This is a genomic window from Acetobacter conturbans (assembly GCF_011516755.1).
Classification (GTDB): Bacteria; Pseudomonadota; Alphaproteobacteria; order Acetobacterales; family Acetobacteraceae; genus Acetobacter; species Acetobacter conturbans.
On sequence record NZ_WOSY01000014.1, the window covers coordinates 1 to 26,636 of the forward strand.

Consider the following 26,636-nt stretch of genomic DNA (forward strand, 5'->3'; position numbering starts at 1 on the left):
CCACCCACGTCACGTAAATCACACCAAGCGCCACCGCTATGGCCGCTACACCACCTATGCCAACCGCCTGCTGCGCCGGCCTCCGGCGCTGCTGCGCATAGTCAAGCATTAAGACAGCCCCTTCGTGCTATTCTGCAGGACGCAACCATTGCCTTTAAGCAATAATGCATTGGACAGAGACAATTTCACAAAACAGCACTTGCTACAGTGCGACATCCAACCGCAGGCGAGGAATCAACAGACGATATTGCACACCCACGGCCGAACCGCGCGCTTTTCTCAGTTCTCAAACAGGCTGCCTCTTCACCGACCATGATCAAATCCATATCGTTTACGAAGTACACCAGAGGCAACCCGCCTCTCGAAAAAACCTGATTTGTTCGTGCAAAACACAGAGGGAAAGCTTACATCTACTTTCCGGCACCCGCATAGTGAGAATTTCATGCATCCTCACTTAAACTTTACGGCAGAAAGTGATCACTGGCGTCCCCACATCCTTTCGGATGAGGATAAGCACGTCACATACGCACCGCATTCCGACGCCAACCAAAGCTTCATGCCAACAGCTTCCACTCACATTTCCCGTTACGAATCTCTTCGCATCACTGCCTTTCAACTAAACCATACGGAATCGTAACAATCAACACGCCGCTCAAAAAAACTCCGCGGGTGGACGTGTATTATTGTGCAATTATGGCACCTGCCCCACTCCGTTCCTCTGGAACAGAGATGACCGTAGCAGCACACCCGATAAAGGCTCTAAAAAAATTATTTATTTTCAAGAACTAACGCACAAGCACCTTACACCCAAAGCTGCTTTCACACATGTTTCTACTTGAAAAATAAGAAATAAAACTGTGCAGATCCGTGATCTACCTTTCCTGTCCGCATCACTTCCTTTTAAATCCGCACGAGAGAAATAATCAGGGCACTGGACTTTTATGGCTTATGCAAGGCGGTTTCTGCCCTCGGTGTCCCTCCTTTGCGCTTTCGAAGCCGCAGCGCGACACCAGAATTTCACAGCAGCCGCTCTGGAGTTGCATCTAACTCAAAGTGTCATAAGCCGACAGATCCGCCTGCTGGAAGAACAGCTGGGCGCTCCACTTTTCGTAAGAGAAAAACAGACCGTCCGACTGACCGTGGCAGGCGAAGCCTATGCCCGCGAGATCAGGGAGGCTCTCCGCAAGATTGCGACCGCTACTCTGGGCCTGCGCGCGGCGCCCGGTGGAGGCACCTTAAATCTCGCCGCTCCCCCAACGTTTGGAGGAATGTGGCTGGGTTCACGTCTTGGAGATTTTATAAAGAAGTATCCAGAGATCACGGTCAATCTCTTCACCCGAACCTCTTCTTTCGATTTTAGTACGGAAATCTTCGATGCGGCCGTGTGTTTCGGCATCCCCGACTGGCCGGGAACGGAGAGACAACTGATCGCCCGCGAGCGGACAATACCCGTCTGTGCTCCATCGCTCGCCAGTTCCTATGACTTCAGCGAAGCATCGGATCTTCTCAATGCCCCCCTTCTACATCTCGTCTCGCGCCCTAACGCATGGGAACGATGGTTCAACGGTCAGGGGGTAGATGCCCTGAATGTCCATGGAATGCTGTGCGACCAGTATTTCATAATCTTCCAGATTGCACTTACCGGAACCGGAATTGGTCTTCTGCCGGAAATCATGGTCCATGACGCCCTTGAATCCGGTAGCCTTGTCCAGATCGGCGATGCCCTCGATACGCAGGACGATGAGGCTTATTATCTTGTCTGGCCATGCCATCGGACTCATTACGGCCCGCTTGCCCATTTTCGGGCATGGCTGACAGAGTGGGAGGAGAGCGTTTCAAACACTCCCCTCCCCTCTTTCAGGAACCGACGTCGAACTTGACGCCCTGTGCGAGCGGCAGGGAAAGACCGTAATTGATCGTGTTGGTCTGACGGCGCATGTACCCTTTCCAGGCATCGGAACCGGATTCACGGCCTCCGCCCGTTTCTTTCTCGCCGCCGAATGCACCGCCGATTTCTGCACCAGACGTCCCGATATTCACATTCGCAATACCGCAATCTGACCCGGCAGCCGACAGATAGACCTCAACCTCTCTCAGATCGTTGCTGAAGAGAGACGAGGAAAGCCCCTGTGCAACGTTATTCTGCAGCGCAATCGCTTCCGCAGGCGTCTCATACTTCAGAACATACAGTATAGGAGCAAACGTTTCCTCAAGAACAGGACCCATCTGCGATGGCATCTCCACCAGCGCCGGGCGGACATAGAAAGACTCTTCGCCGTTCACCAGAACGCGCTCTCCTCCATGCACGGTGCCGCCAGCCTTTCTTGCGGCTTCAAGACTGCTTTGCATGGCAGTGAACGCCGCGCCATCGACCAGCGGCCCGACAAGCGACCCCTCTTCCAGAGGGTTGCCAATCTGAATGGCAGCATACACCTGACGGAGTCTGGGAATGAGCTGATCATAGACGGAACTATGCACAATGAGACGACGAAGCGTCGTGCATCGCTGACCAGCTGTTCCCATGGCGCCGAATGCAACCGCCCTGAGCGTCATCTCAAGGTCAGCGGACGGCGCGACAATGGAGGCGTTGTTGCCACCCAGTTCCAGAATGGACCGCCCAAAACGACGCGCGACGACTTCAGCAACGGCACGCCCCATCCGCGTAGAACCGGTCGCCGATACCACAGGAACTCTTTCGTCTTCTGAAAGAAGTTTTCCGATTTCCGCTTCACCGATGATCAGTTCGCTTAATCCTTCCGGCACCTCACCAAATTCTGCAATAGCCTTTTTGAAAAGTGCTATCGTCGCAAGAGCTGTCAGCGGCGTCTTTTCCGAAGGCTTCCACACGATGCTGTCGCCACAGATGAGGGCGAGCGCTGCATTCCACGACCAGACGGCAACAGGAAAATTGAACGCCGAAATAATCCCCACGACGCCAAGCGGATGCCACTGCTCCATGAGCCGATGCTCAGGCCGCTCGGACTGTATGACCTGCCCACAGAGCTGCCGCGACAGCCCGACCGCGAAGTCGCAGATATCGATCATTTCCTGAACTTCGCCCAGTCCTTCGGACGGAATTTTTCCGACTTCAAGAGAGACCAGACGACCAAGAAGATCCTTATTTTCCCGGAGCACATTACCAAGGAGACGCACGAGTTCACCGCGACGCGGTCCCGGAACCAGCCGCCATGTCCTGAAGGCCGTCGCGGCACGACCGATAGCGGCTGAGGCTTCCTCAGCACTCGTCACGCGGACACTGGCGACGATCTCTCCCGTGACCGGCGTTCTGACAGACAGTGTTCCGCCCTGATACAACTCCGCCGACACGCCCAGCGTTTCCATGATTGAAGTGACTTCGTCCCTGATGCTGGACATGGATTGTGATCCTTCCTGAAAAATCAGTGATAATTGTGAGAGATGCGTGCCCCGACGGCATGTACAAGCGTGGAGCCCAGTGAATACATCAGTTCCCGCTCACGACGAAAAAGAGGCGTTTCCAGAGCCGTGAACGGAAGGGGCATGTCGCCGTCAGATATTTCGCCACAAATATAGCGGGCAAGACAGCGCCCGAACACCGTCCCCGGAGAAATGCCACGCCCATTATAACCGCTGACAGCAATGGCCTGATCACCCAGCCGATGCAATCGCGGAACGGAATCAGATGTCATACCGATCATGCCATACCATGCCGATTCAAAACGGATATTCTGAAGCTGCGGGTAAATGCTGGTGAGGGAACGGCGTGCCCATGCTTCATGCACCTGTCGCTCGCAAGGCTGTCCCAGCGCACCGACACTCCCAATAATCAGGCGATTGCCCTTATCAAGCCGGAACGATGTCAGAACTTCCTTCGTATCCCAGCACCCCTGACGATCCGGCATGATTTCCGCTACTTCCGCATCCGAAAGAGGGCGGGTGGCGATATTGAAATAGGGGAGATGGATGAGTTCCTCACGAATCGCGGACCAGGGCGAAACGGTATAGGCATTGGTCGCCACCAGAAGCCATTTTGCAGTCACCGTGGCTTTGCTCGTTTGCAACCGCCAGAAACCATTCTCCCGCACCGCATTCGTCACGGCGGCATCACCATAGAGAGTCGCTCCGGCCAGTTGAGCGATGGACGCCAGTCCACGGGCATAGGACAGTGGCTGGATAATGCCCGCACGTTCGTCAAGCAGCGCTCCTCGATAGAGCTTGCTTCCTGTCTGCCTCCGCGTCTCTTCCGCATTCAGAAGGCGAACCGGAGCCCCAAGAGCCTGCCACTGCTTTTCACGATCCTGAAGTTCCTTCAGGCCGGCTTTGTCAGGCGCGCAGTGCAGGGTGCCAGTGGGTGTCGCCTCGCAGTCCAGTCCGTAATGACGCACCAGATCGAAGACAAGCTGAGGCCCTTCCCCCAGCATCGTAAGAATACGCTGCCCATGAATATTGCCAAGCGCGCCAATAACGTCCTTCGGCTTCATCCACAACCCGGCATTGACCAGACCGACATTCCGGCCCGAGCCGCCAAAACCGGGTTCATTCGCCTCCAGTACAGCAACATCGCGACCGGTGGAGGCAAGATAGAGCGCCGCTGACAGCCCGGTATATCCGGCTCCGATAACCGCGACATCCACACGCGAGTCATTTTCCAGGGACTGCATGGCAGGAGAAGGGATGGCCGTCTGCGCCCACAGCCCATGACTCAGACGATCCTGGGTAACATTTGTCATTACAAACACGCTCCCGTCTCAGGCTTTTTTACCATGATCCGGGATCGGATTGTTTCCTCACTCGTTCCGATTGCAAATCGTTTTTATTCCATAAGGTCATTCCTTTTCTGAATGACCTTACTGTCAGGTCAGACCTACAGTGCCCGAAATCGCTCCAGCCTGAGCCTCCAGAATGATGTGCTCCTCCTGTGTGAGATCCTCCATCTCGCAGAACTGCCTCACACCCCAGAAATAAATCACCAGCGAAAACAGTGCTGTGGCGATATCATCATAGGGAGCAGGAAGCAGACTGGCGCCTCCGAACGAGCCGCACCAAGCGAGAACCAGCAACCCGACAAAATAACCGATCACCCACCAGCAATGACGCAATTCTTTCCAGATGCTGGTGCCCTGAGAAAAGGCATAAGCCCCGGCAGCGAGAAAAAGAAAGATCAGTTGCACGGACAGGAGACCCGTCAGAATCGCCTTTCCAGTCCAGTAGATGATCAGTGTTGCCAGCATGAACGCGAATGGGGAGGCGAAAGAGAAGAACGGCACGCGAAACGGGCGACTGATGTCCGGAGCACAGTTTCGCAGCGCACCGGCGGCCACAGGCGCAAACGCATAACTCATGACAAGAGCGGAAGACACGACCCCGATCAGCGCATCCCATGACGGGAACGGCAATGTCCAGAAGATCGTCATGAGGAAGGTCACGAAAACCGCCCTACGCGGCGTGCCGGATTCCGGATCCAGCTTGAGAAACCAGCGACTGAGCGTGCCCGTCCGCGCCCACGCGTACAGAATACGGGCCGAAGCGCCCATGTAGATATTACCGGTCCCTGAAGGCGACACCACAGCATCGACAATGACCGCCTTAGCAAGCCATCCCAGCCCCAGCACCACGGCCAGATCATGGAATGGAAGGGAAAGCGTCCGTCCAACCTGCGCCCAGCCTTCCTCCAGCATGGCAGGAGGAACCGCACCGATAAAAGCGCCCTGCAACAGCACATAGACGGCTGCTGCCATCAGCACGGAAAAGATCAGCGCCAGCGGAATGGTCCGCTGAGGAGACTTTGCTTCTCCGGCGACGGCAATGATCGGGGTAAGACCGAGATAGGCGAAAATCACGCCGCCTGTGGAAATGGCTGTTTCAAGCCGCCCCATTCCAAAAGGCGCAAACCCGTGGCTCGTATAATTGGCTGGATGAACATAGGCCAGCAGGAAGACGATCACGAGCGCAGGCACAAGAAACTTGAAAATTGTAATGATATTATTGAACAAAGCGAAAACAGTTATCTTCGACATGTTCAGTTTCATCATCAGCGTCAGCACAACGAACTGAAGCAGCCAGCCCATGAGGGTCGGATCACCGGCACCATTCCGTGTCAGCCCCGGAACCCATGAACCGAGATACTGGCGAGCCGCGATGATTTCGAGCGAGGTGAGGCTCGAATAGGCCAGCAGCGTTACAAACCCCAGCAACGCACCGAGCAGCGGACCATGCGTACGCGCCGGATACCGGACGATCCCTCCCGCCTCCGGCAGCGCCGCCGCCAGTTCGCAATAGACCAGACCGAGAAAGAAGACGGCGATCCCCCCGCCGAGCCACGCCAGTATACCCGCCGGACCAGCCATCGCCGCGACATGCGATGCGGCGAACAGCCAGCCCGACCCGAAGATGGCGCCAAATCCCAGCAGCGTCAGATCCAGAAGAGACAATGAGCGTTTGAAAGAGCCCGTTTCAGCCATCGTGTCGGATCTCCGAAAAAGAAGGCGGGTGCAGGGAAGTTCCGTTCCCCGGTTCAGTCCCTGATGTCGTCGGGCAGCAATTCAGCGGGGAAGTTCTGGTAGCAGACGGGACGCAGGAACCGGTCGATTGCATCCCCACCCACGGAGGTAAACCGCCCGTCCGTCGTGGCCGGGAACGGACCGCCATGCACCATGGCCGCGCAGACCTCGACACCTGTTGGCCAGCCATTGACCAGAATACGGCCAGCCTTGCGTTCAATGGTCGGTAGCAACCTCTGCGCCAGTGCCATGTCCTCTGCTTCCATATGAAATGTGACAGTCAACTGTCCTTCCAGATGGCGGGAGAGGGACAGAATGTCCTCGGCAGAGGAACAGGTCACCAGCAGGGAGCACGGACCGAACACCTCGTCCTGCAGATGCCGGTTCTGCAGGAACACGGACAGGGTGGTTCGGAAAAAAGCGCCTCTGGCCCGCGTGGTTTCTCCATTACCGCTACTGAGGGCGACCAAGTCGACACCATCGGTCGCCATCAGCCGCTTCACTTTCCCGCGGTAGCTGTCGGCCATGCCGCGCGTCAGCATGACTCCCTCATTCTGCGCCGCAAGAGCCGAGGCGGCGGCCTTGGCGAAGATGTCCATGTCCACACCGTCCAGCCCGACAAGCAGGCCCGGATTGGTGCAGAACTGACCGACACCCGCCGTAAGGGAGGTGACGAATGCCTCACCGAGTTGAGCCGCTCCTTTTTTCATGGCTTCCGGCATCAGGAAAACCGGATTGATGCTTCCCATCTCAGCAAAAACCGGAATCGGGTCCGGACGCTGCGCACCAATGGCTGCCAGCGCCGTTCCACCCTGACAGGACCCCGTAAACGCTACGGACTGAATGGCAGAATGTTCCGCAAGCCACGCACCGACTTCATGCGCTTCGCCGCCCACCAGCGAGAAAATACCTTCCGGCATCCCGCATTGCAGAGCAGCCTTACGGATGCAGCGACCAACCAGTTCCGCCGTTCCCGGATGCGCAGGATGGGCGCGACAGACGACCGGGCAGCCAGCAGCCAGAGCCGAAGCCGTGTCACCGCCTGCAACCGAGAAGGCGAGTGGAAAATTGCTGGCACAGAACACTGCCACAGGCCCCACGCCGACCTTATGCTGCCGTAATTCCGGTCTCGGCATGGGTTTGCGATCCGGGAGCGCCTTATCCCACTTGGGATCGGTAGCCTCGCCCGAGCGGACAATTGCGGCGAACATGCGGAGTTGCCCTGTGGTCCGCCCCATTTCGCCCGTCAGGCGCCCCTGTGGGAGAGCCGTCTCCTGCATGGCGCGCTGCACGATGGTTTCTGTCGCATCTTCCAGAGCGGTCGCGATCATTTCCAGAAAGACCGCCCGCTGCTCGCGAGGCACAAGGCGGCAGGACACGAACGCCTCCGCAGCGAGATGGCAGGCCCTGTCCACGTCTTCCATTGTCGCGCTGGAAAAGCTCGGTTCAAGTTCTGCGCACCGGGTCGGGTCGAAAGCCCTGAAGCCGCCCTCATGATGAATGTCCTGCCATCCGATCAGGCAGTCTCCTGTCATGTGCACATGGGTCATCAGGCTATCCTTCTTGGAGAAAATCTTTTGTCAGGCATGCGATTGTCGAGTCCGGAAGCGTGCCGGCTCGAAAGGACGGAGATCGCGCCCGATAGCCTGGCCCATGATCAGGGAGGCCATCGCAGAAGCCGTTACCGCCGCCAGCGTCAGCCCCAGATGCTGGTGGCCAAACGCTGCGAAGACACCGGGGCGATGCGGAACTGGTCCTAGCATTGGAAGGTAATCAGGCGTCGTCGGCCGCGCACCCATCCAGCGGGAAAATCCGGATCTGATGGGAAAACCGGCTGACCGGACGAAGGTTTCCAGATGTTCCCATTTTGAGATGTCTGGTGGCGTATCCCATTTTCCGAACTCAACGAATGTCGAGGCGCGCATCCTGTCGCCCATACAGGACACAATGGTGGAATGGTCGCTGAACACAACCGGCGGAGCCGATGGAACGCCACCATGGTCCCACTCAATATGATAGCCGCGCTCTGCGATCAGGTAACGCGTATATTCAGGCAGGATTTCACTGGACCGGGCACCTGCAGCCACGAGCACACGATCCGCTTCGAGGACGCGACCGTCATCAAGATGTACGCCTGCACGCCCATCTGCGGAGGAGACACGCAGCACGCGACCAGTCACGATCTGGCCATGTGCCCGCAAGGCATCTCGAAGGACATCAAGAACTTTTCCGGGCGGAGAAAGACGTCCGGGGCCTGAAAATTTGATGCCCAGCGCGGGCAGGTATCCATACGTCGTCTGCACTTCCTCACACTCCGCAAGCGTCATCGGACGTCGGGTCGCTGTGCCTGTCGGCACCGCGAGAGCCTTGTGCATTTTGCGCCGCGTTGCATCCGACGGCTGCCCCCAGACCATGTAATGGCCATCGACCCTCAGAAGGTCATTCGCATTCAGACCGGCGAGCAGATGCCGCCATGCGTCAAGAGCGTCGGCAAGCAGCCCCTGCAGAGCAGCCTGCCCCGCTTTTTCCGATCGGCTGGTGCAGAAAGAAAGATAGGACACAAACCACGGCAGCCATGAACCCGGCTGCTTCCAGACCAGATCAAGCGGACCGCCTGTAATGGGAAAAAGACGTGCAGGGGCAGAAAGAAGAACGGAACGCGAAGCAAGCGGAGTGACCTGCTCCACCGCGATATGCCCGGCGTTACCCCATGAAGCGGAATGCACAGGCGTGCCATCATCGACAAGGGTGACGCTGGCGCCCCGGCGCAGGAGATCCCACGCACAGCACAACCCGACGATACCGCCGCCGATCACCAGCACTGACATTCCTTTTTCTGCCTCACTCTTCACAGAGCCATGTCCTTGGAATATCGTTTCGTGTATCGTATACGAAACGATATCAAAATCAAATGTCAGGAGGTCATCATGCGTTGGGATGGAGTCTTTCCCGCAGTTACCACGCAGTTTGCAGAAGATCTGTCTGTTGATCTGAATGCCACTCAGACAGTAATAGACAATCTCATCAAGGACGGCGTGCACGGTCTGACCATGCTCGGCACCTGTGGCGAGAACAATTCCCTGGAACCCGATGAAAAAATTAAGGTTCTCGAAGCCGCCTGTGAAACGGCACGAGGCCGTGTGCCGGTCATGGTGGGTGTGTCCGAACTGACCACGCCACGCGCCGTTCGTTTTGCGAAGGAAGCGACACGCATCGGTGCCGATGCCCTGATGCTGCTCCCGGCCATGGTCTATGTGCCCAAGAAGAACGAACTTGTCGCGCATCTGAAAGCGGTTGCCGCCGTCACGGATCTTCCGATCATGCTGTACAACAACCCGACAGCGTATCGGGTGAATATCGGCATGGACGTGCTGGAAAGCCTTGCCCCGGTGGAAAATATTACCGCGATCAAGGAAAGCTCCTCCGACACCCGCCGCTACACCGATGTCCATAACCGCTTCGGCGATCGGTACGTCATCATGGCCGGACTTGATGACGTGGCGTTCGAGGGACTGACTCTTGGTGCGAAAGGCTGGATTTCCGGACTGACAAGCGCCTTCCCGCAGGAATCCGTCGAACTCGTGGAGGCACTCGCCCGTGGAGATCTGGAACGCGCGCTGACAATCTATCGCTGGTTCATGCCGCTTCTGCATCTCGATGCGGAACATGATCTCGTCCAGTCGATCAAACTGGCGGAACAGATCATGGGACGTGGTTGCGAGCGTGTCCGGATGCCGCGGATGCCACTCGAAGGCGCGCGCCGCAAGGAAATCACGGAGATGGTGGAAAAGGCAGCGCAGACACGGCCTTCAGCCAACTGAAACTACACCTCACCACCTTCTGAATCCCCCACGGAGGAGCCCGTTATGCGCAACACTTTTTTCTGCATTGACGGGCATACCGCCGGCAATCCGGTTCGTCTTGTAGCGGGCGGCGCGCCCCTCCTTCAGGGCAGCACGATGAGCGAACGCCGTCAGGATTTCCTGCGGCGCTTCGACTGGATCAGAACGGGGCTGTGCTTCGAACCGCGAGGCCACAGCATGATGAGCGGCGGCTTTTTCTACCCTCCGACACGCGATGATACGGATGCCGGCATTCTGTTCATCGAGACCAGCGGCTGCCTTCCCATGTGCGGACACGGGACGATCGGCCTTGTCACATTCGGGCTGGAAAACGGACTGCTCCAGCCGCGTGTGCCGGGACAACTCAAGCTGGAAGTGCCTGCTGGCCTCATCGACATCACCTATGAAACCGAAGGATCGCGCGTCACCTCCGTGACGATCCGCAATGTCCCGGCATGGGTGGCCCGCACAGGCATTGCGATTGACATTCCCGGCTTTGGCCCCCTCACGGTCGACGTGGCTTATGGCGGCAATTTTTATGCGATCGTGGAACCACAGGGATCTTATCGCTCGCTGGCGGAACTGGGGGCGAAACGCATTCTGGAACTCAGCCTGCTCGTGAGAGAAGCTGTCAGAAAAATCTATACGCCCGTGCATCCAAATGATCCCACCATTGCCGGTGTCAGTCATGTTCTCTGGGCGGAACCGGGCTCGGACCCGTCAAAAGAAGGGAAAAACGCTGTTTTCTACGGCGATTCGGCGATTGACCGAAGCCCCTGTGGAACGGGCACCTCCGCTCGACTAGCCCACCTCCGAAGTCGGGATATTGTGAAAAAAGGCCAGCCGTTTATACACCGCAGCTATATCGGCAGCACGTTCACAGCCCGCACGGAGGAGGAAACCACGGTGGGAGATATTCCAGCAATCATTCCCCTCATCACCGGCTCCGCAATCGCCACGGGTTTCAACACCATCTGGATCGACCAGGAAGATGTATTCTGGAAGGGATTCCAGGTTGCCTGAACTGCCCGACTTCCGGTGGGATGTAACCGCAGGCACCGGCAGAGATGGACGATTGCAGGTCCGGACGATTGCAGATCGCCTGTATCACCTCCTGCGCGAGCGCATCATCAGAGGTGAGTTTCAGGGTCATGAGACCATTCGTCAGGACGTCCTCGCCGGGCGCCTTGGAATCAGCAAGATCCCATTGAGAGAAGCCCTTGCGCGCCTTGAACAGGATGGTCTGGTCAGTTCGCAGGTCAATCGCGGCTTCATGGTCACGTCGCTGACCCGTGAAGAAGCGGCCGAAGTGTTTACTCTGCGCCTTCGCCTCGAACCGGAAGCGACCGTGGATGGAAGCATCAGGGCGAATCACGCGGATCAGGATTCTGCCCGGAAAGCCCTGCAGAATCTTGAAGAAGCATGGAAATCTCCCTCTGAGAATTGGGGAGATTGCAACCGCGCCTTTCATCTGGCGCTCATGAGACCGGGCACCGGCACGCTGTCCTACAGCATACTGGAACGACTGCATGTAATCGCCGAACGGTATGTTCTCCTCCATCTGGAGCCGCCGTCTCATCACAAACGCGCTGCGAAGGAACATCGCACGCTTTTCAATCTGTGGCTGAAGCGTGACGTCGAAACCCTTCGGCAGTTCGTCCATACCCATATCTTTCAAACACAGAGAGACCTTGTGGACGAAATGGAAGATCTCCAGACGACGGCTTCTCGAAGCGCGTAAGGTCGAGCATCACCGCGTGCTCATTGCCAGCTAACAAAGTGTGACACAGAAGCAACACACGTAACATCATAGCGGAATCAGAACGACATCTTCTGTCATTTCATATTCCCATAAGTTATTTCTGTTTCAATAACTCTTCCTATTCTTCTCTTTAAAAACAGCCTCGCAAACACGCCCGTATTTTTCGCTTTGTTTGTTGCGATGCCATAATGAGAATGATAGCTATACGGCATTACACGGATCGAATCAGGTTTAACTGCGTTCCGCTTGCGTCATCGGAAAGGCTAATCGCGCAATGAAAAAGAAAGTTGCCTTTACGTTTTCTCTTCTTGTTACGACGATACTTTCCTATGAAACCGGCGCCTCGTCGGAGGCTGCCGCCAGAACCGCAGGAAAAGGCTCGGCAGTAACACCGTCAACACAGACCAAAAGCAGCGCACCCGTCGCTCATCGCAAGCGTGCAGCTGGTCCCATGCAGGCTAAAGGCGAAGAGGCTCTCTCCGTGTCAGTGCGGCGCCGCAGTCCGCCCGCGCATATCCTCGTCTCGCGTGCCGCGATTGAACGACTGGCGCCCGGCATGAACCCGCTGGCTGCACTCAACCAGTCTCCGGGCATAAACTTTCAGTCCGCCGACTCACAGGGCACCTCGACCTGGTCAACCCAGATTTTCATGCACGGCTTCTCCCAGTCAGATCTGGGTGTGACGCTCGATGACATGCCGCTTGGTGAGATCACTTACCGTAACTACAATGGTGTGAACCCCACCATCGCTACGGCTCCGGAAAACGTGGCGGGCATTGACGTTTCCCAGTCAGCGGGTGCGGAAGAAGTGGCTGCCAGTAATAATCTGGGTGGCTCCCTCGCCTACCGGACGATTGATCCGGCCCACAAGCTCGGCGCATCCATTCAGCAGGGTTTTGGCAGCTACTCGAACTATCACACCTATGTCCGGATCGACAGCGGAGACCTGAATTCGTCGGGAACGCGCTTCTACGTTTCCTATGTTCGGAACGACCAGCAGAAGTGGAAAGGTTACGGAGAGCAGTTTTCGCAGCAGGCGACAGCCAAGCTCATCCAGCCGATTGCTGAAAAGAGCAGCCTCTCTGCCTATTTCAACTATTATGATATGCATTCTTATGAATATCAGGATATGTCGCCCGAAATTCTCCAGAAACTGGGAAACAAGGTAGACAACTACTATAACGGGAAAGCCAGCGGCTATCTTACCGCAGTCAATGCGGCCAAAGGCATCTACCCCGCAGGCTATTCCAAGCTGTCTGATCCCGAAGATGCATCGTATTATGATGGCCCGACCAACGAGCACGGTTTCCTCGGTTATCTGAAGTCAGATCTTACTCTGACCGATCGACTGAAGTGGACCACGACTGCCTATGGTCATGCTGACATGCAGCAAACCGGCTGGACGTCCCCTTACTTTGCTTCACCCAACGGGTCTCCTCTCAGTGAGATCATGAAGCAGCCGTCCTTCCGCCGGTTCGGCATCCTGTCAAAACTGACATATGACATTGCCCGCAATCATATTGGGCTCGGCGTCTGGTACGAAAACAACTCTTATCAGTCATCAATGTATGCTTATGAAGAGCCTAATGTTGCTAACGGTCAGGTTGTAGGCAATCTTGTTAACGCGCTGCACCATCAGTCCAATCCGTTCGCCGAAATTTTCAACCAGAACTACAACTCGAATACATTTACTGCCTTCGTCAACGATACCTATCGCCCCATTCAGAATCTTGCCCTGCATTTCGGCTTCAAATCACTGCTGTCAACGCAGCATGTCGGAAATGGCTATCTCAGCACGGCCTATTACGGCAACACGATTGGAGACATCGCTTCGGGTGAAGGGCTGACGACCGCCAAGGCATTTCTGCCGCATATTGGCGCCGACTACCACTTCCTGAAAAACCATGAGATTTTCATCGATATTTCTGAAAATGCTCGTAACTACATGGAATCAGGCTTCAAGCTGTCAGCATCTCCTTTCGCGGTCACTCAAGCTGCCTACAATGCCAGCCGTGGATCCATTCGCCCTGAAAAAGACTGGACCTATGCAATCGGATATCGTTATTCCGATCGTCTGATGGACGCATCCGTTTATGCTTACCGCACCAATTTCTACAATCGTCTTCAGCAGATCACCTCCGGCTCCGTTATCAACCCGGTTTCTTCCGTTGAAAATGTCGGCAGCGTGACCATGAACGGTGTGGACGCCCAGTATGTGATCCGCCCCATCCACAATCTGTCAATTTCTAATAGCGTTAGCTATAACCACGCTGTTTATGACGATAATATTACTCAGCAGGGAACGGTGTACCACACGAAAGGGCAGCAGGTCGTTAACTACCCGCGCTTCATGTATAAGGCTAATCTTGCTTACGACTGGCGCAGCCTGAGCTTCTACATTGAAGGCAATTTCGTCGGTCACAGAAATTACGATTACTCCGGTCAGATCCATGCACCAGGTTACTGGCTGGCCAATCTTGGCTTGCAGTGGCACGTCAAGCGTCCGTCTGACAAAGGAGGCCGCCTCGGTGGCTTCGTGAAGGGGCTGACAGTCGCTTTCAACCTCAACAACATCACCAATCAGACCTACATCGCTACAATGGGTGAAAACGGCAACCCGTTGAACGCAGCAAGTGGTTACAGCTATCAGTCGATGCTTCTCGGCATGCCGCGCACAGCATTCGGATCCATCAAGGCAGACTTCTGATATCTTCCGGATACGATTACCCTCCACTCCAAGAAGAGTGGAGGGTAGCTTTTATTGGAAAGCCTGTAGAGGCACAGGTCTGACACGTTGAAAAGAATTTCTGACTTCTCACCCGATAAATTATTCACTACGGGCAGTCGATACAGCATTTCTCTCCTGCCACTTGTGGCTGGATTACTGTCTGCCTCCATGATTACGACGATAATCATTGGAAATTTTGTTGAACATGAAAAAATCTTATCTCAGATTGCACTTGGCATATCGGTAATATCCGCGATATCTATCGCGGCTATAAGACTTCCCTCAATAAACAGAATTGCCCGTATTTTCTTCTTTGGTGCAATTTTTATATCCACTATTTTACTGCTTCTTTCAGATCATTCCCGATCCATTTTGTGGAAATCGACCGTTCAGGGCACGGAGTTTTCAGCCTTCCTCGTCTCCCTTGGGCTGATCCGCCGACAGGTGAGACATTCACCCGTCATCGCAAAAGCAACTACAGAACTTTTTAATCTCCCTCACCGCCTGCGGATCGCAGGCATTGTCTTTGGTTCCGAATTTCTTTCCGTTCTTTTTAATATAGGAACAATCGGGATTTTTTCCGATATGGCAGTCGGCCATAGTTCTCGACAGCATGGAAAAACGGCAATTGACGAAAATAAAATCGTTCTTGCCGCCATCCAGGGAACTGTCCTGTGCACAGCATGGAACCCGATGGGGCTGGGCTTTGCCATTATCACGACTTCTTTGCCTGCACTGAATGCCACAACATTTCTTATACTGACGTTCATTGTCGCCATGCTGCTTTCGGCTGCCCTCGTTTTGTCAGAGCCAGCAGAACTCAGTAAAGGAACAATAACAAAAACTACCTCTCCCGAAAACAGAAAAGCTGTTACCCTTACACTCACCGGCATCATCGCGTTGATATTCGTAACCGCTATGGTGCATCAACTGTTTCATGTCAGTTTTCTTGTCGCTGGCTGCCTTATTCTTCCCATGTCCGCAGTTCTCTGGGCATTGGCGGAACCGAACAACCTGAACACCACGAAAACCGGCACTCTGGATGCACTGGCTACCGCCTCCGCAACAATGGCCTCTGAAACCACGATCTTTCTTTCCGCAAACATCATTGGGAATGCTGCTTCCTTTTTCCTTCAGGCAGCCAGCATAACCAGCGCTTTCCTGAACACGTCCATTCCAGATCTTGTCGTTATACTGGGAAGCCTGCTGCTGATCCCCGTTGCCGGAGCACTGTTGATCCCCCATTCCATTGTCATGATCACCATTGCTTCAGTGCTGGGGAATTCCCCCTTAGGTTCGGCTCATCCTTTCTCTCTGGCATTCGCCTTGTGTTATGCTTGGGCATTTGCTGTATCTGCTTCCCCTGTTTCTGCAATTTCGATTATTGGCTCAAAATATTTGAATGTTTCCGCTACAAAAATGGCCTTTTCCATCAATCGATACTTTACTCTGTGCGGACTTGCGGCAGGCGCAGCGATTGTCACAATAGCCTATCTGCTCGAAAACTTTCTGCTACCTTAGAGGGGAAATATTCCAGTGGACGCGCAGAATGACAGGAGAGCGACATGAGAAGCTATGATCCAGCCGAAACCGCCCGAATGCTTCCATTTCCGGAACTTGTCGCATCGCTTCGCACAGCGCTGCTCGATTATGCGGCGGGAAAGATTATCTGCCCGGAACGAACGATCGTAACATCGCCCGACCAGAATTCCCTTCTGATGACCATGCCTGCGGCTAGTTCCGATGTCATGGTCACAAAAATGCTGACCATTTGCCCGGACAATGGACGCAACTCACTCCCTGTGATTCAGGGATGTGTCATGTGCGCCGATGCGATCACTGGACGTCTGCTGTTTTCTCTTGATGGCCCCACGGTCACCAAACGACGCACGGCGGCAATCAGCATGCTCGGACTGACACTGCTTCATCGCCGATCACCCCAAAAAGTGCTCATGTTCGGAACCGGAATTCAGGCGGTGGCGCACTGCGAAGCGCTCAGTGCGTTATACCCCGGCACCACGGTCATGGTCGTCGGCCGCACTGAAGAGAAATCGCGGGAGTTCTGCAAGAAACACAACGAATTTTCACTCGACCTACGCCCCCAGACTGAAGAAACCCATGCGTGCGACGTCATCCTTGGCGTCACCTCCAGCACCGAGATTCTTTACAATACCCTGCCGCCTTCAGACTGCACTGTTATTGCCGTCGGGGCATTCCGACCCGATATGATCGAGTTCGGCCCCACTCTTGTCGATGGCAGTGAACTCTATGTCGATGACGTGGTCGGCGCACCAGCCGAAGCCGGGGATTTCATACAGGCACATGTGAACTGGGAGCATGTCCAGCCGCTCGCCGCAGCCGTGTGCACAGCTCCTTCCCGTGAAAAGCCGGTGTTCTTTAAATCCGTCGGATGTGCCGCATGGGATCTGGCCGCCTGCCGCACGGCCCGGGATGTTCATCATGATTGAATCCCCGGACACATTCCGCTGAAGACGCCCTTGCCAGAACAAGAAGGAAAGCAGGCGCACATTTCGTGGTCCTCTGCCGTCCACAGGAGCCTGCCCTCAATCACTGAGCGTGAAATAGTGCCTGATCCTTCCTGAACCCCATTCGCCAGCCTCATCTCCGTCAGGTTTCATGCCCACTCGCGACATGACCTTGAAGGCACTTTATAGTCATGCTTTCCCGGCCGGACCGACCAGTGGCGAGCAGAGCAGACGATGAGCATTTTCAAGACTGATATCTGGCGGACAGGCATCGTGAACGCGTCCATGAGCCAGATACGGGATACGGGATCGCTGGAGCCATTCTCCATTCGCTGGCTGCCCAACCCGACGTCTTTCTGTTTCATGGCCGATCCTTTCGGCCTGTGGCGAGACGGGCGGCTGCATGTCTTTGTGGAAACCTATGACTACCGGACGCGAAAAGGCGTCATCGACGTGCTCATTCTGAATGAGGCTTTTGAACTCCACGACCAACGAACGGTTCTTTCTGAGCCCTGGCATCTTTCCTACCCTTTTGTATTCGAAGCGGAGGGTGAAACATGGATGCTCCCGGAAGCCTATCGCTCCGGACGCCTGACGCTTTATCGGGCGAAGAGCTTTCCATGGGAATGGGAACCCGTCCCTGCTTTCCACTTCCCTCATGCGGCAATCGACGCCACGCCCGTTTTCACGGACGGGGCATGGTGGATGTTCTATTCCCCTTCCGAGCCGCAAGCCGACCGGATAGCTGCGCTTCGCCTCGCACGCGCCGACACCCTGACGGGAGAATGGCAGGATGTCGGCGCTTTACCCATCCGACGTGGGCGAGAGGGCAGCCGCATGGGGGGCACACCACTTATGGAAGACGGCATCGTCACGCTGCCCATGCAGGATTGCACGGAGACCTATGGAGGGGCGCTACAGTTGTTGACCACCACCCTTCCCCTGACCAGCGAGCCCGTCTTCCAGACTGGACCACGCCTGACGCCCCCCACCTCGGCAGCCCCCTTTACACAAGGACTGCATACGCTCTCCGCCGCCGGACACGTCACGCTGATCGACACCAAGCGCATCCTTCGCAATGCTCCCGCGCGGCTTGCCGTGGATTTACGGCACCGGTTTTCGCGGTCATAAGCGGATGAACTATTTCCTGCGCCTGACTGCAATATAAGACGAACGGTCATCGCGATGGCCACAGCGGCCTGTCACGCCGGGTTACGGCACGAATGAGGCCGGAGAGCACACGATGAAGATCGCATATGTCATCAACTCGGTCGAAGGAGGAGGAGCCGCACTGCCGGTTCCCGCCGTGACACAGGTGATGCGCGACCGGGGCCACCATGTGGAGATCTTCGCTCTTTCCCGCAGGGATGGCCGCGCCATTGCCCCGATGGAACAGGCTGGATTGCGGGTGCATGTGCGTGAAGGGGGAAAGCACGATCATCTGACCGCCTTGCGCTGGCTCGATGGCGCCACGCGCGCCTTCGCTCCCGATGTCATATGGACCTCGCTCACCCGTGCAACGCTAATGGGGCAGATCATCGGCCTGCGCCGACACTGTCCCGTGATTAGCTGGCAGCACTCGGCACGACTGAAACCGATGAACGCCCGCCTCATGCGCCTTATGCGCCATCGCACCAGCCTGTGGATCGCTGATTCATGCTGCGTCGAAGAACAGACACGGGAAACGCTGGGCATCCCGCCGGAACAGCTCACCCGCTGGCCAATTTTCCGCGCCTCCCCCGATTTCCCCATGGCAAAGCCGTGGGAAGTGGAACAGCCCATACGGATCGGCACACTGGGACGCCTGCACCCGGTCAAAGGGTACGACATTCTGTGTGCGGCTCTTGCTCTGCTGTGCCAGTCTCCCGGCTTTCCCCCTTTCGAGTTGCTGATCGCGGGGGCCGGTGAGGAGCAGGCCAGACTGGAAACCCTCATAGCACGCGACAACCTGCCGGTACGCCTCGTGGGCTATGTCAGCGATACCCGCACGTTCCTCACCAGCCTCAACGCTTATGTGCAGCCCTCTCTATGGGAAGGACTGTGCCTTGCCGCGCATGAAGCCATGCTCGCCGGGCTGCCCGTCATTGCCTCAGAGGCGGGGGAACTGCCGTTTACCATCACTCCCGACACAGGATGGATCGTGCCTCCCCGCGATCCGCAGGCACTTGCTGCCGCACTTGCGGACCTGCTTGCAGCCCCGGAACGTCTTGTGTTCATGGGGCGGCAGGCGCGGCGGCGGGTTCTGGACCGTTTCGGTGCCGCGCAGTTTGACGAAACCGGCGGGGCTATTGTTGCGCGGGTAGAGCAGATCGTCGAGCGCCACCGCCGCTCCTGACGGAGGAATTCAGGCACTGCGCCTGAGAAAATTCACCATTGCGTCTGCGGCAGCCGGGGCCGTGGGCTCATCGTCCGAGAGTTCAAACGTCTCCGTGAAATAGGCTTTCTGCCGCGGCACGAAGCTCTCATGCCGTTCGAAGGCCTGCTCCAAAGCATCGGCAAGCCGGGCGGGATCATCAATGACGTCCCCAAGGTGCCAGAAGCCGTAATTGCAGTCGTTTTCCCACTGGGCGTCATGGGCATTGAGAAATACGCACGGACGGGGACGGATCAGGAATTCAGCCACCTGACTGCTGACGTCCCCCAGATAGAGATCGGCAGCCATCGTGTAAGTCATATCGACACTGCGAGAACTGCCCGGATCAATGATGATGTGAGGATGCCCAAAAAAACGCCTGACCAGCGCCTCGCCCGTGCCCTTGTGACGATCAAAGAGACGGAGGTGCGGCGCGAAAATCAGATTATAGCGATCCTGCCGAGCAAAATACTCAAGAATACGTTCCCCGAAAGCGGGCCATGATGACAATCGTGAAGAGAAATGTGGATTGTAGAGGACAACCGGGCGTGAGTCGGCAAAGAGTGGACGCGCGCTGCGGTGCATGCGCCTGACGATATCGAACTTCGCATAAGTGCCCAGGTGATAATGTCCCGGTGTAATTGCACCCTGACGGAGCAGACGTTCCTCGACCTTTCTCCCTGACAGGGTAATAAAGTCGAACAGACGCGTATCTTTGGCAAAACCGACTGCCCGGTCGCCTGCTCCGTGGCGGGTCCATATAAAGCGCGGCGTTCTGACGCCCATACGCTTCAGATACAGGGATGTGCGTTCAGGCACGACGATGCTCTGAAAGTTCGAAAAATACGAACGATTCAGGAAAAGCGCTGCAATTTTCTCCAGCGGTCCCGGACCGCTGGTTTCGATCCTCCGCCGCAGGAATGCGGGCATCTGCAACAGTTCGTAGGTAACGGAGGCGGCCGGATAGAAGCTGGCGAGAGAACGGACATAATCGAGATGTTTTTCCGTCATGCAGGCCAGATGCACATCGACATCCCGATTACGGGTTGCCATTTCAAGGGCTATGGGAAGCGAATGAAGAGTCTGATGGGCCTGAGCGATGAACGGAAACGTGACCTTCAGCATATAATACTGATTCCAGTGGTTGCCGTATGAAGCACAACATTGTGCCGTAATAAATTTTCAAAGCAACTTTATTTTTATGTCAGTTTTTTGAATTTTCCAGATGCCAGCGTGGCGTAACATGTAGTGGATGTGAAGTTTTCCTTACATATGTTTGCCCTCCATAGGCTTATGATTTCGATATCGCTATGCATGCGCAGATGGCTCATGGTTGAGCGAATTCGACAGCCACGCAGGCCGCAACCAAACGGCTGGAAGAAACTTAATAGACCCGGTCGCGTCTCTGTAAGAGCTACAGCCATGCTCCCTTCACGAAGCGCGGTCCACATTGGAATCCATACAGCGCGATGCGTTGTTTCCGGAGCTGCTGGTTGGCTTCGCCAGATGGAAACTGGTCAGGAGATGTGACGCTGATGACGAACTCTCTCTTGCATAGCCAGCGCTTTGCTCATCTTTCAGATGTACACCTGCCTCCTGAGTTTCACATCCCTCCGCATGCAATGTTGGGAAAGCGGGGGCTGAGCGTCATGTCATGGCGTCGCCGCCGCGCCCGTTTCTACCGCCGGGAAACCGCTGACGCGGTTGTGACCGATCTCGCCGGTTTCGCACCGGACATCATTGCCGACACCGGAGACCTGACAAATTTCGGTCTTCCAAAGGAATTCGCAAACGGTGCCGCCTGGTTGCAAAAGATGCCAGCCCCCACTGTTGTGGTGCCGGGCAATCACGATGCGATGAGTTGGGGCGCGCGGTCGCAGGCGCTCGCCGCGTGGTCCCGATGGTCAGCGCCGCATATCAATGATTTTCCGTTTGTCAGACAGGTGGGGCATCTCGCCATCATCGGTGTATGCAGCGCGATCGCCAGCCCCCCTTTCATGGCGTGCGGCAGGGTGGGGACCGGACAGCTTGAGAGATTGCAGCGCGTACTCGAAGCCACACGGGATTCGTGCCGCATCGTGCTGATCCATCATCCCGTCATTCCGGGCATGGTGGCCTGGAGAAAATCCCTTCTGGGCTGGCGACGTGTCGCCGAGGTGCTGCAAAGCGCCGGTGCTGAACTGGTGCTGCACGGGCACGCCCATTGCGCAGCGACACATACCGTTCCGGGGACGACCATTCCGCTCATCGGTTCTCCTTCCGCCTCCCTGCGCTCGGAAAAGGAAGAATCCGAGGCCGGGTGGAATGCTTTCACGATTGCAAATGAAAGAGATTACTGGCGGATCGAACTCACCCGCCGACGCATCACCGCCGAAGGTACATTTCAGGATGCCGGCTGTATCTGCTGGCTACGCCCGAAACCCGTCGTCCCTGACAACATTCCGGCCCGGCTCCCCCGTCATGACGGGTTGCGCCTCGGACTGCGTGCCGGCAACTCCAGAATGGAAGCCGTGACCAATGCCTGAGCCCCTGTCCATTCCGCCTGTCGCCCATTTCATCACACTGGGCCAGACAATTTCATGGTCGCATGCGTTTGCGATTGCCTCCGCCACGCGGGTGGGCATGACAAACGTCTTCCTTCATCATGCCAGTCCGCTTCCCGAAACACCCCAGATTGCGTTCCTGCGCTCTCTGGCGTCGGTGACACTCCGGGCGCTGGATGTAGAAAAATATCTGAGGCAGGTGGGGGCTGAACTCGACATTGCCTCCCTCCCCCACCTCTACCGGCTTTCCGCAGACCGGACTGTCCGGGAATGCATCGTTCACGCAGCCCTCATCTACCAGCTTGGGGGAATCTATCTTGCGCCGGAAACCCTGATGGTCGGGCCACTGCCTGAGGGGATGACCCGGCAGGTCTTTTTCGGATCGCGTTTCATATTCCCACGCCGCAACGCATTCGCCTTTCCCGAAAGAGTCCTGACCGGACTGACCCGGCGTCTGCGCCACCAGCGCGTCGCGCATGGCAAGAGACCGGTGCCTCCATTCGCAGCCATCAGTTCCGTTTTCGGCGCAGTGCCTAAAGCCCCTTTTCTGGCCTTGTGGCTGCGCTCCCTGATCTCGGAGCGCGCTGGCACCGTCAGTGATGCCGATACCCTCCTGCGCAGACTTCTGGATGCGTGCACCGACCCGGAAGTCGTCGTGGAACCTCCTGAAATGATGTGCACATTTTCCTCGGGATCGGCAGGACGTCTGTTCAGCCATGCCTCCGCGAGCCGGATTCCCGCCATGATTCCGCCCTCGGCCCGCGTCATCCACTGGCAGTCCTGCCCGCGCACCCGCCAGCGCGAGGCCGAGATCTGCCCAGATCATGTGATGGAAAATGCCTATCAGCAGCTCTATAGTTCGCTCATATGGCACCATGTCCCGGCGGTGAAAAATATTGTCTATCTATAGTCCAGAGACAGGCCGTGCGCCGATCCCTGATTCTTTCGGCAAAGATGACAGAACGAGGCGCATCTGTTCGTGAATCTTGCCGTTCAGGAAGAGTGGAAAGAGAGAACACACCCTTCTGGTATCCTTATCGTCGATACGGGTCGCAAGGGAGAAATGCGTCAGTGTGAAGCACTGGCGCAGGCATGCGGTCTTCACTGGAACCTGACGATTGGGGATACGCTGCCGGAGGTCGAACCGGCCCTGATCCTTTCCTTTGGTCGCGGGCTGGCACAGGCCATTCAACTGAAGAAAATCTTTGGTGACCGCCCTGCCCTCGTGCAGCTTGGCCGCCCGCGGCTCGTGCCGCCTTCGCAACTGGATCTGATCATTCTGATGCCGCAGGATGATTTTCCCTCCGAACCGAACGTCATGCAGCTTCAGATGCCCCTTAACGGGGCTGATGCAGCGCATACTGTCGTGAAGCCTCTTTCGGGAGCGGAACACGGTACGGTCTCGGTTCTTCTTGGGGGCCCCACCCGACATTTCAGTTTCACCCCGCATGACCTCACGGATTTGCTGAACCGGGCGGAACGACTTGCGGGCGGCACCGGGCAAAGCCTGCATGTGGTTCCCGGCCCCCGAACGCCTGATACCCTCGTGGACCTTCTTGAAAAACGCTATATTTTTTCACCACAGGTCATTAATCGTGACCCGTTGCACAAGATCCTGCAAAAGAAAGGACGGCTTGTCGTGACAGCCGACAGCGCCTCTCTTGTCGCGGATGCGTGGCGGAGTGGAAACCCCACATGGATCTATCCACTGCCTCCCAAATATCCACCCATTCAGCGCCTGAAAATAATGGCAGACCGGCTGTCACCAGAAATCCGCCACACACTGATCCGTCGGGGATGGCTGGCAGGCGGGACGGACTTCCTGCGATGGTACAGAATGCTTGCGCAGAAAGGTCTCATAAGGCCTCTTACAGAACAGGGATTGCAGAACCCTCACTGGCACATGCGGCATGATGCACGAGACAAGGAACTTCTGGACTGCCGTGACAGGACGATGGCCGTTTTTGCGAGGCGCGAAGGGCGAACCTGAAAGGCATGGATCTTTGCCCCCTAAGTTGCACCACACGTTTCGTGCAAAAATAACCGCACACTGACGCGAATCATATTGGCCGGTTCATTGATTGAGGTCACGAGAGCACCTGATGTCCTTCATGCTGGAAAATCCCACCTGCGTCGTAACCGTCACCTATGGGGAACGTGTCTATCTGCTTGCCGAAGTGGTGAAAGCAGCCCTTCGTTGTGGTGCGTGCCGGGCAGTCGTTGTTGATAATGGCACACCAGCCACATCGAAGACGGCGCTGGCGGCCCTCCGGCGTGAACTGGGCGCGGATGTTCTGCACATTGTGACCCTTGCGGACAACGAAGGCTCCGCAGGCGGATTTCATGCCGGCCTAGCCTACGCCGCCGGGCTTCGCGATATGCGCTTTCTCTGGGTTCTGGATGACGACACGGTTCCCGAAGCCAGCGCTCTCACAATTCTGCTCGACAAATGGCGTCAACTTGGCGCGGACGAAAGCAACGCCATGATGAGCATGCGCGTGGATAAAAACCAGTATCGCAAGGTGCTGGCACGAAAGACCCTGCACTGGGTCGAACCCAATGCCTTCTTCGATTTCAATCTGGCTCATCTCTGGAACGGCGGAAAACGACGTGCCCGGGTTGAACAGGGCTGCATTCAACTGGGGGTGGCAGCCTATGGCGGCCTGTGGTTCGCACGGTCATGGCTCGACCGCATTGCGCTGCCCCCCCGTCATTATCACCTGTATTTCGATGATTATGCCTTTTCGGCGCAGATTCCAGCTTCTGGTGGCCATATCTGGCTTTCTCCGAAGAGTCAGCTTCATGATATCGACCTCTCCTGGCGATCGAACAAGGACGTCATTCATCCCTGGCTTGACCCCGCCACAGAGGAACGCCGGGTTTTCTGTTCAATCCGCAACAGGATCTGGCTGGAAAAGCCCCTATCACGGTCCCGGCTCCTCTATGGAACCAACATGGTGCTTTATTTTCTGGTGAAGGTTATTCTGCCGAACCTGCTGGCCATGTTGCTCCGCCTCCACTCAGCGCCTGCTTTTGTCCGCCGGTTACGACTGATCAGCCGCGCCATCCGCGCCGGTCTGTCCTGAAGGATCCACGCCCTTCTGAGCACGGATATTGCGGGCGAAGAGGAGCGTACCGACAAGGCAGGCGAGAAAGATTGACACACTGGCCCCTGCCGTAGCGATGCACGCGCCCGTCAGGTGAAAGTGCAGCGTGAGCAGATAGAGCGCCGGAAAATAAAGAAGTGTCACAAGGATCCGCGCCTTCACCAGAAGCCGGAGGTGACCAACCACGATCAGCAATGGCTCCAGCGGCACGATAAGGAGGCTGAAGATCGCCGCCAGCAGCATGACCGTGATGTAGAACGACGTGTGGGGAACATGCACGTCCAGCAGATAACGGAAAATTCTGGAGCCGACCGTGCCGGTCAGAAGAAGAAGCACGGAGGATATGGCGATAAGAATCGCGAAGATGCGCAGTGTGACTTTTTTCAAGCCAGCCCAGTCCTGACGATCCCGCATCTTCACCAGTTCGGGATAAAGGACCGGTGAAATCAGCTGCGCGGGTGTCACAATCCCCGACGCAATCTGGCGACAGACGCGGAACACTGCGGCTTCGGCAGACCCCAGCCCTTTCCCCACAAGAAGAGTCGCCAGATGGGTCGAGACGCCAGCCAGTGTCTGGTTGGCGCTGACGTCTCTGGTGAAGGACCACATCCCTGCTTCAAACCATCGCCAGTCGCGGAAAGCGCGGAAGTAACTGAAATCACAACGGCTTTTGAGAATGGAGAGGGCAAAGCCGGTATAGAGCGCGTAATCGAACAGGATGGCGATGGCCCAGATGATCAGGAACCAGCCGAGGGAAAGGTGGAGGGCATAGGCGATCAGGACGCCGATCATCTTGGCGAGCGCGGTGAAACCGTCCGTGATGGGCACGAGATGAAACCGTCCGGCCATGCGGAGAATACCGTGGCACCAGCCCGTGTACATGAACGGGGCAATACACGCATAAAGATCGGCCAGCATGCGTTCATGCGCTGACCAGTGCGTGCTGGCTGCGTAGATCTGCACCGCGACAAGACTGAACACCAACGCCGCCACCGCCGACAGAGCATCCAGCCGGATGCAAAAGGATGCGACGTTCCTCAGTTGCGTTACGTTCCGGCTGAAGAAGGCGTCACTGCCGAAACGGATCAGTGTCTGCCAGGTCTGCAACCGGGACAGGGTCGAGCCTGTCATGGCGAGAGAATGGATGAGGATAAGCAGGCCGAAATCCGCCAGCCCCAGAGCCCGCACGGCAAAAGCCACATGCACGAAGCTGCACAGCGCGCTGAGGATACGTCCGAGCGTCAGTACACCGACATTATGGAATATGGAGCGAAAGACGGAGCGGTTGCCGGACATACAGGCTTTCTGATCACCGGGTATTTCGAGTGGCGGCCAT

The 26,636-nt window shown here is 56.4% G+C and carries 20 protein-coding genes; 13 read left to right on the forward strand and 7 right to left on the reverse strand.

Translation table 11 applies throughout. The features are described 5' to 3' along the window. Window positions 1–971 precede the first annotated feature (971 nt). A complete protein-coding gene (locus tag GOB81_RS13205) occupies window positions 972–1,880 on the forward strand; it encodes a LysR substrate-binding domain-containing protein (RefSeq protein WP_338421365.1) in 909 nt (302 codons plus the stop codon). On the opposite strand, the gene amaB is transcribed toward GOB81_RS13205, so the two are convergent. The 5 genes from amaB to GOB81_RS13230 form a co-directional block, all read right to left on the reverse strand. Next, on the reverse strand, window positions 1,858–3,375 hold the full coding sequence (gene amaB / locus GOB81_RS13210) for an L-piperidine-6-carboxylate dehydrogenase (protein ID WP_173570901.1): 1,518 nt from the start codon (window positions 3,373–3,375) through the stop codon (window positions 1,858–1,860). The two genes, GOB81_RS13205 and amaB, sit on opposite strands and share 23 nt — an antisense overlap. A gap of 23 nt (window positions 3,376–3,398) precedes the next feature. After that, window positions 3,399–4,709 carry an NAD(P)/FAD-dependent oxidoreductase gene (locus GOB81_RS13215; protein ID WP_173570902.1) on the reverse strand — a complete coding sequence of 437 codons (1,311 nt, stop codon included), beginning with the start codon at window positions 4,707–4,709 and terminating at the stop codon, window positions 3,399–3,401. Window positions 4,710–4,832: 123 nt separating this feature from the next. After that, window positions 4,833–6,440, reverse strand: coding sequence for an APC family permease (locus GOB81_RS13220; protein WP_173570903.1), 1,608 nt, complete (start codon window positions 6,438–6,440; stop codon window positions 4,833–4,835). Window positions 6,441–6,493: 53 nt separating this feature from the next. After that, window positions 6,494–8,029 carry an aldehyde dehydrogenase (NADP(+)) gene (locus GOB81_RS13225; protein WP_194299911.1) on the reverse strand — a complete coding sequence of 512 codons (1,536 nt, stop codon included), beginning with the start codon at window positions 8,027–8,029 and terminating at the stop codon, window positions 6,494–6,496. Window positions 8,030–8,059: 30 nt separating this feature from the next. Beyond that, window positions 8,060–9,331: an FAD-dependent oxidoreductase gene (locus GOB81_RS13230; RefSeq protein WP_173570904.1), complete on the reverse strand. Its 1,272-nt coding sequence runs from the start codon at window positions 9,329–9,331 to the stop codon at window positions 8,060–8,062. A gap of 75 nt (window positions 9,332–9,406) precedes the next feature. Between GOB81_RS13230 and GOB81_RS13235 the strand changes: the two genes are divergently transcribed. The 8 genes from GOB81_RS13235 to GOB81_RS13270 all read left to right on the forward strand — a co-directional run bounded on the left by GOB81_RS13235 (window position 9,407) and on the right by GOB81_RS13270 (window position 19,632). Then, window positions 9,407–10,300, forward strand: coding sequence for a dihydrodipicolinate synthase family protein (locus tag GOB81_RS13235; RefSeq protein ID WP_173570905.1), 894 nt, complete (start codon window positions 9,407–9,409; stop codon window positions 10,298–10,300). A 45-nt stretch (window positions 10,301–10,345) separates the two neighbouring features. Then, window positions 10,346–11,344 carry a 4-hydroxyproline epimerase gene (locus tag GOB81_RS13240; protein WP_173570906.1) on the forward strand — a complete coding sequence of 333 codons (999 nt, stop codon included), beginning with the start codon at window positions 10,346–10,348 and terminating at the stop codon, window positions 11,342–11,344. After that, window positions 11,337–12,062, forward strand: a complete 726-nt coding sequence (locus tag GOB81_RS13245; RefSeq protein WP_173570907.1) for a GntR family transcriptional regulator — start codon at window positions 11,337–11,339, stop codon at window positions 12,060–12,062. Before GOB81_RS13240 ends, GOB81_RS13245 begins: the two co-directional genes overlap by 8 nt. Before the next feature lie 295 nt (window positions 12,063–12,357). Then, on the forward strand, window positions 12,358–14,790 hold the full coding sequence (locus tag GOB81_RS13250) for a TonB-dependent receptor (RefSeq protein ID WP_173570908.1): 2,433 nt from the start codon (window positions 12,358–12,360) through the stop codon (window positions 14,788–14,790). Window positions 14,791–14,979: 189 nt separating this feature from the next. Then, on the forward strand, window positions 14,980–16,332 hold the full coding sequence (locus GOB81_RS13255) for a hypothetical protein (RefSeq protein WP_173570909.1): 1,353 nt from the start codon (window positions 14,980–14,982) through the stop codon (window positions 16,330–16,332). A gap of 44 nt (window positions 16,333–16,376) precedes the next feature. Beyond that, a complete protein-coding gene (locus GOB81_RS13260) occupies window positions 16,377–17,279 on the forward strand; it encodes a delta(1)-pyrroline-2-carboxylate reductase family protein (RefSeq protein ID WP_173570910.1) in 903 nt (300 codons plus the stop codon). A 252-nt stretch (window positions 17,280–17,531) separates the two neighbouring features. Beyond that, window positions 17,532–18,428 (forward strand): glucosamine inositolphosphorylceramide transferase family protein, encoded by an 897-nt coding sequence (locus GOB81_RS13265; RefSeq protein WP_173570911.1) that lies wholly within the window; start codon window positions 17,532–17,534, stop codon window positions 18,426–18,428. A gap of 112 nt (window positions 18,429–18,540) precedes the next feature. Beyond that, the gene (locus GOB81_RS13270; RefSeq protein ID WP_173570912.1) at window positions 18,541–19,632 is read left to right on the forward strand and encodes a glycosyltransferase; all 1,092 of its coding nucleotides are present in this window, start codon (window positions 18,541–18,543) and stop codon (window positions 19,630–19,632) included. 9 nt (window positions 19,633–19,641) lie between these two features. Here GOB81_RS13270 and GOB81_RS13275 read toward each other — a convergent pair whose 3' ends face one another. Next, the gene (locus GOB81_RS13275) at window positions 19,642–20,772 is read right to left on the reverse strand and encodes a sensor domain-containing protein (protein WP_173570939.1); all 1,131 of its coding nucleotides are present in this window, start codon (window positions 20,770–20,772) and stop codon (window positions 19,642–19,644) included. Between the two features lie 413 nt (window positions 20,773–21,185). On the opposite strand from GOB81_RS13275, the gene GOB81_RS13280 reads away from it, so the two are divergent. The 4 genes from GOB81_RS13280 (at window position 21,186) to GOB81_RS13295 (ending at window position 25,279) form a co-directional block, all read left to right on the forward strand. Further along, window positions 21,186–22,175 (forward strand): metallophosphoesterase family protein, encoded by a 990-nt coding sequence (locus tag GOB81_RS13280; protein ID WP_173570913.1) that lies wholly within the window; start codon window positions 21,186–21,188, stop codon window positions 22,173–22,175. Continuing rightward, on the forward strand, window positions 22,168–23,103 hold the full coding sequence (locus GOB81_RS13285) for a hypothetical protein (protein ID WP_173570914.1): 936 nt from the start codon (window positions 22,168–22,170) through the stop codon (window positions 23,101–23,103). Before GOB81_RS13280 ends, GOB81_RS13285 begins: the two co-directional genes overlap by 8 nt. Before the next feature lie 69 nt (window positions 23,104–23,172). Continuing rightward, window positions 23,173–24,183 (forward strand): ELM1/GtrOC1 family putative glycosyltransferase, encoded by a 1,011-nt coding sequence (locus GOB81_RS13290; RefSeq protein WP_338421366.1) that lies wholly within the window; start codon window positions 23,173–23,175, stop codon window positions 24,181–24,183. A 112-nt stretch (window positions 24,184–24,295) separates the two neighbouring features. Next, entirely contained in the window at window positions 24,296–25,279 is a 984-nt protein-coding gene (locus GOB81_RS13295; RefSeq protein ID WP_173570915.1) for a glycosyltransferase, read from the forward strand. On the opposite strand, the gene GOB81_RS13300 is transcribed toward GOB81_RS13295, so the two are convergent. Beyond that, the gene (locus GOB81_RS13300) at window positions 25,238–26,596 is read right to left on the reverse strand and encodes a lipopolysaccharide biosynthesis protein (RefSeq protein ID WP_173570916.1); all 1,359 of its coding nucleotides are present in this window, start codon (window positions 26,594–26,596) and stop codon (window positions 25,238–25,240) included. The two genes, GOB81_RS13295 and GOB81_RS13300, sit on opposite strands and share 42 nt — an antisense overlap. Between the last annotated feature and the right edge of the window lie 40 nt (window positions 26,597–26,636).

Excerpts from the sequence above, each read along its gene's own strand:
- GOB81_RS13215 (WP_173570902.1), bottom strand. The coding sequence starts at position 4,709 with ATGACAAATGTTACCCAGGATCGTCTGAGTCATGGGCTGTGGGCGCAG.
- GOB81_RS13235 (WP_173570905.1), top strand. The coding sequence starts at position 9,407 with ATGCGTTGGGATGGAGTCTTTCCCGCAGTTACCACGCAGTTTGCAGAA.
- GOB81_RS13260 (WP_173570910.1), top strand. The coding sequence starts at position 16,377 with ATGAGAAGCTATGATCCAGCCGAAACCGCCCGAATGCTTCCATTTCCG.
- GOB81_RS13265 (WP_173570911.1), top strand. The coding sequence starts at position 17,532 with ATGAGCATTTTCAAGACTGATATCTGGCGGACAGGCATCGTGAACGCG.
- GOB81_RS13300 (WP_173570916.1), bottom strand. The coding sequence starts at position 26,596 with ATGTCCGGCAACCGCTCCGTCTTTCGCTCCATATTCCATAATGTCGGT.
- GOB81_RS13295 (WP_173570915.1), top strand. The coding sequence starts at position 24,296 with ATGTCCTTCATGCTGGAAAATCCCACCTGCGTCGTAACCGTCACCTAT.
- GOB81_RS13270 (WP_173570912.1), top strand. The coding sequence starts at position 18,541 with ATGAAGATCGCATATGTCATCAACTCGGTCGAAGGAGGAGGAGCCGCA.
- GOB81_RS13280 (WP_173570913.1), top strand. The coding sequence starts at position 21,186 with ATGACGAACTCTCTCTTGCATAGCCAGCGCTTTGCTCATCTTTCAGAT.
- GOB81_RS13250 (WP_173570908.1), top strand. The coding sequence starts at position 12,358 with ATGAAAAAGAAAGTTGCCTTTACGTTTTCTCTTCTTGTTACGACGATA.
- GOB81_RS13225 (WP_194299911.1), bottom strand. The coding sequence starts at position 8,029 with ATGACCCATGTGCACATGACAGGAGACTGCCTGATCGGATGGCAGGAC.
- amaB (WP_173570901.1), bottom strand. The coding sequence starts at position 3,375 with ATGTCCAGCATCAGGGACGAAGTCACTTCAATCATGGAAACGCTGGGC.
- GOB81_RS13255 (WP_173570909.1), top strand. The coding sequence starts at position 14,980 with ATGATTACGACGATAATCATTGGAAATTTTGTTGAACATGAAAAAATC.
- GOB81_RS13285 (WP_173570914.1), top strand. The coding sequence starts at position 22,168 with ATGCCTGAGCCCCTGTCCATTCCGCCTGTCGCCCATTTCATCACACTG.
- GOB81_RS13240 (WP_173570906.1), top strand. The coding sequence starts at position 10,346 with ATGCGCAACACTTTTTTCTGCATTGACGGGCATACCGCCGGCAATCCG.
- GOB81_RS13220 (WP_173570903.1), bottom strand. The coding sequence starts at position 6,440 with ATGGCTGAAACGGGCTCTTTCAAACGCTCATTGTCTCTTCTGGATCTG.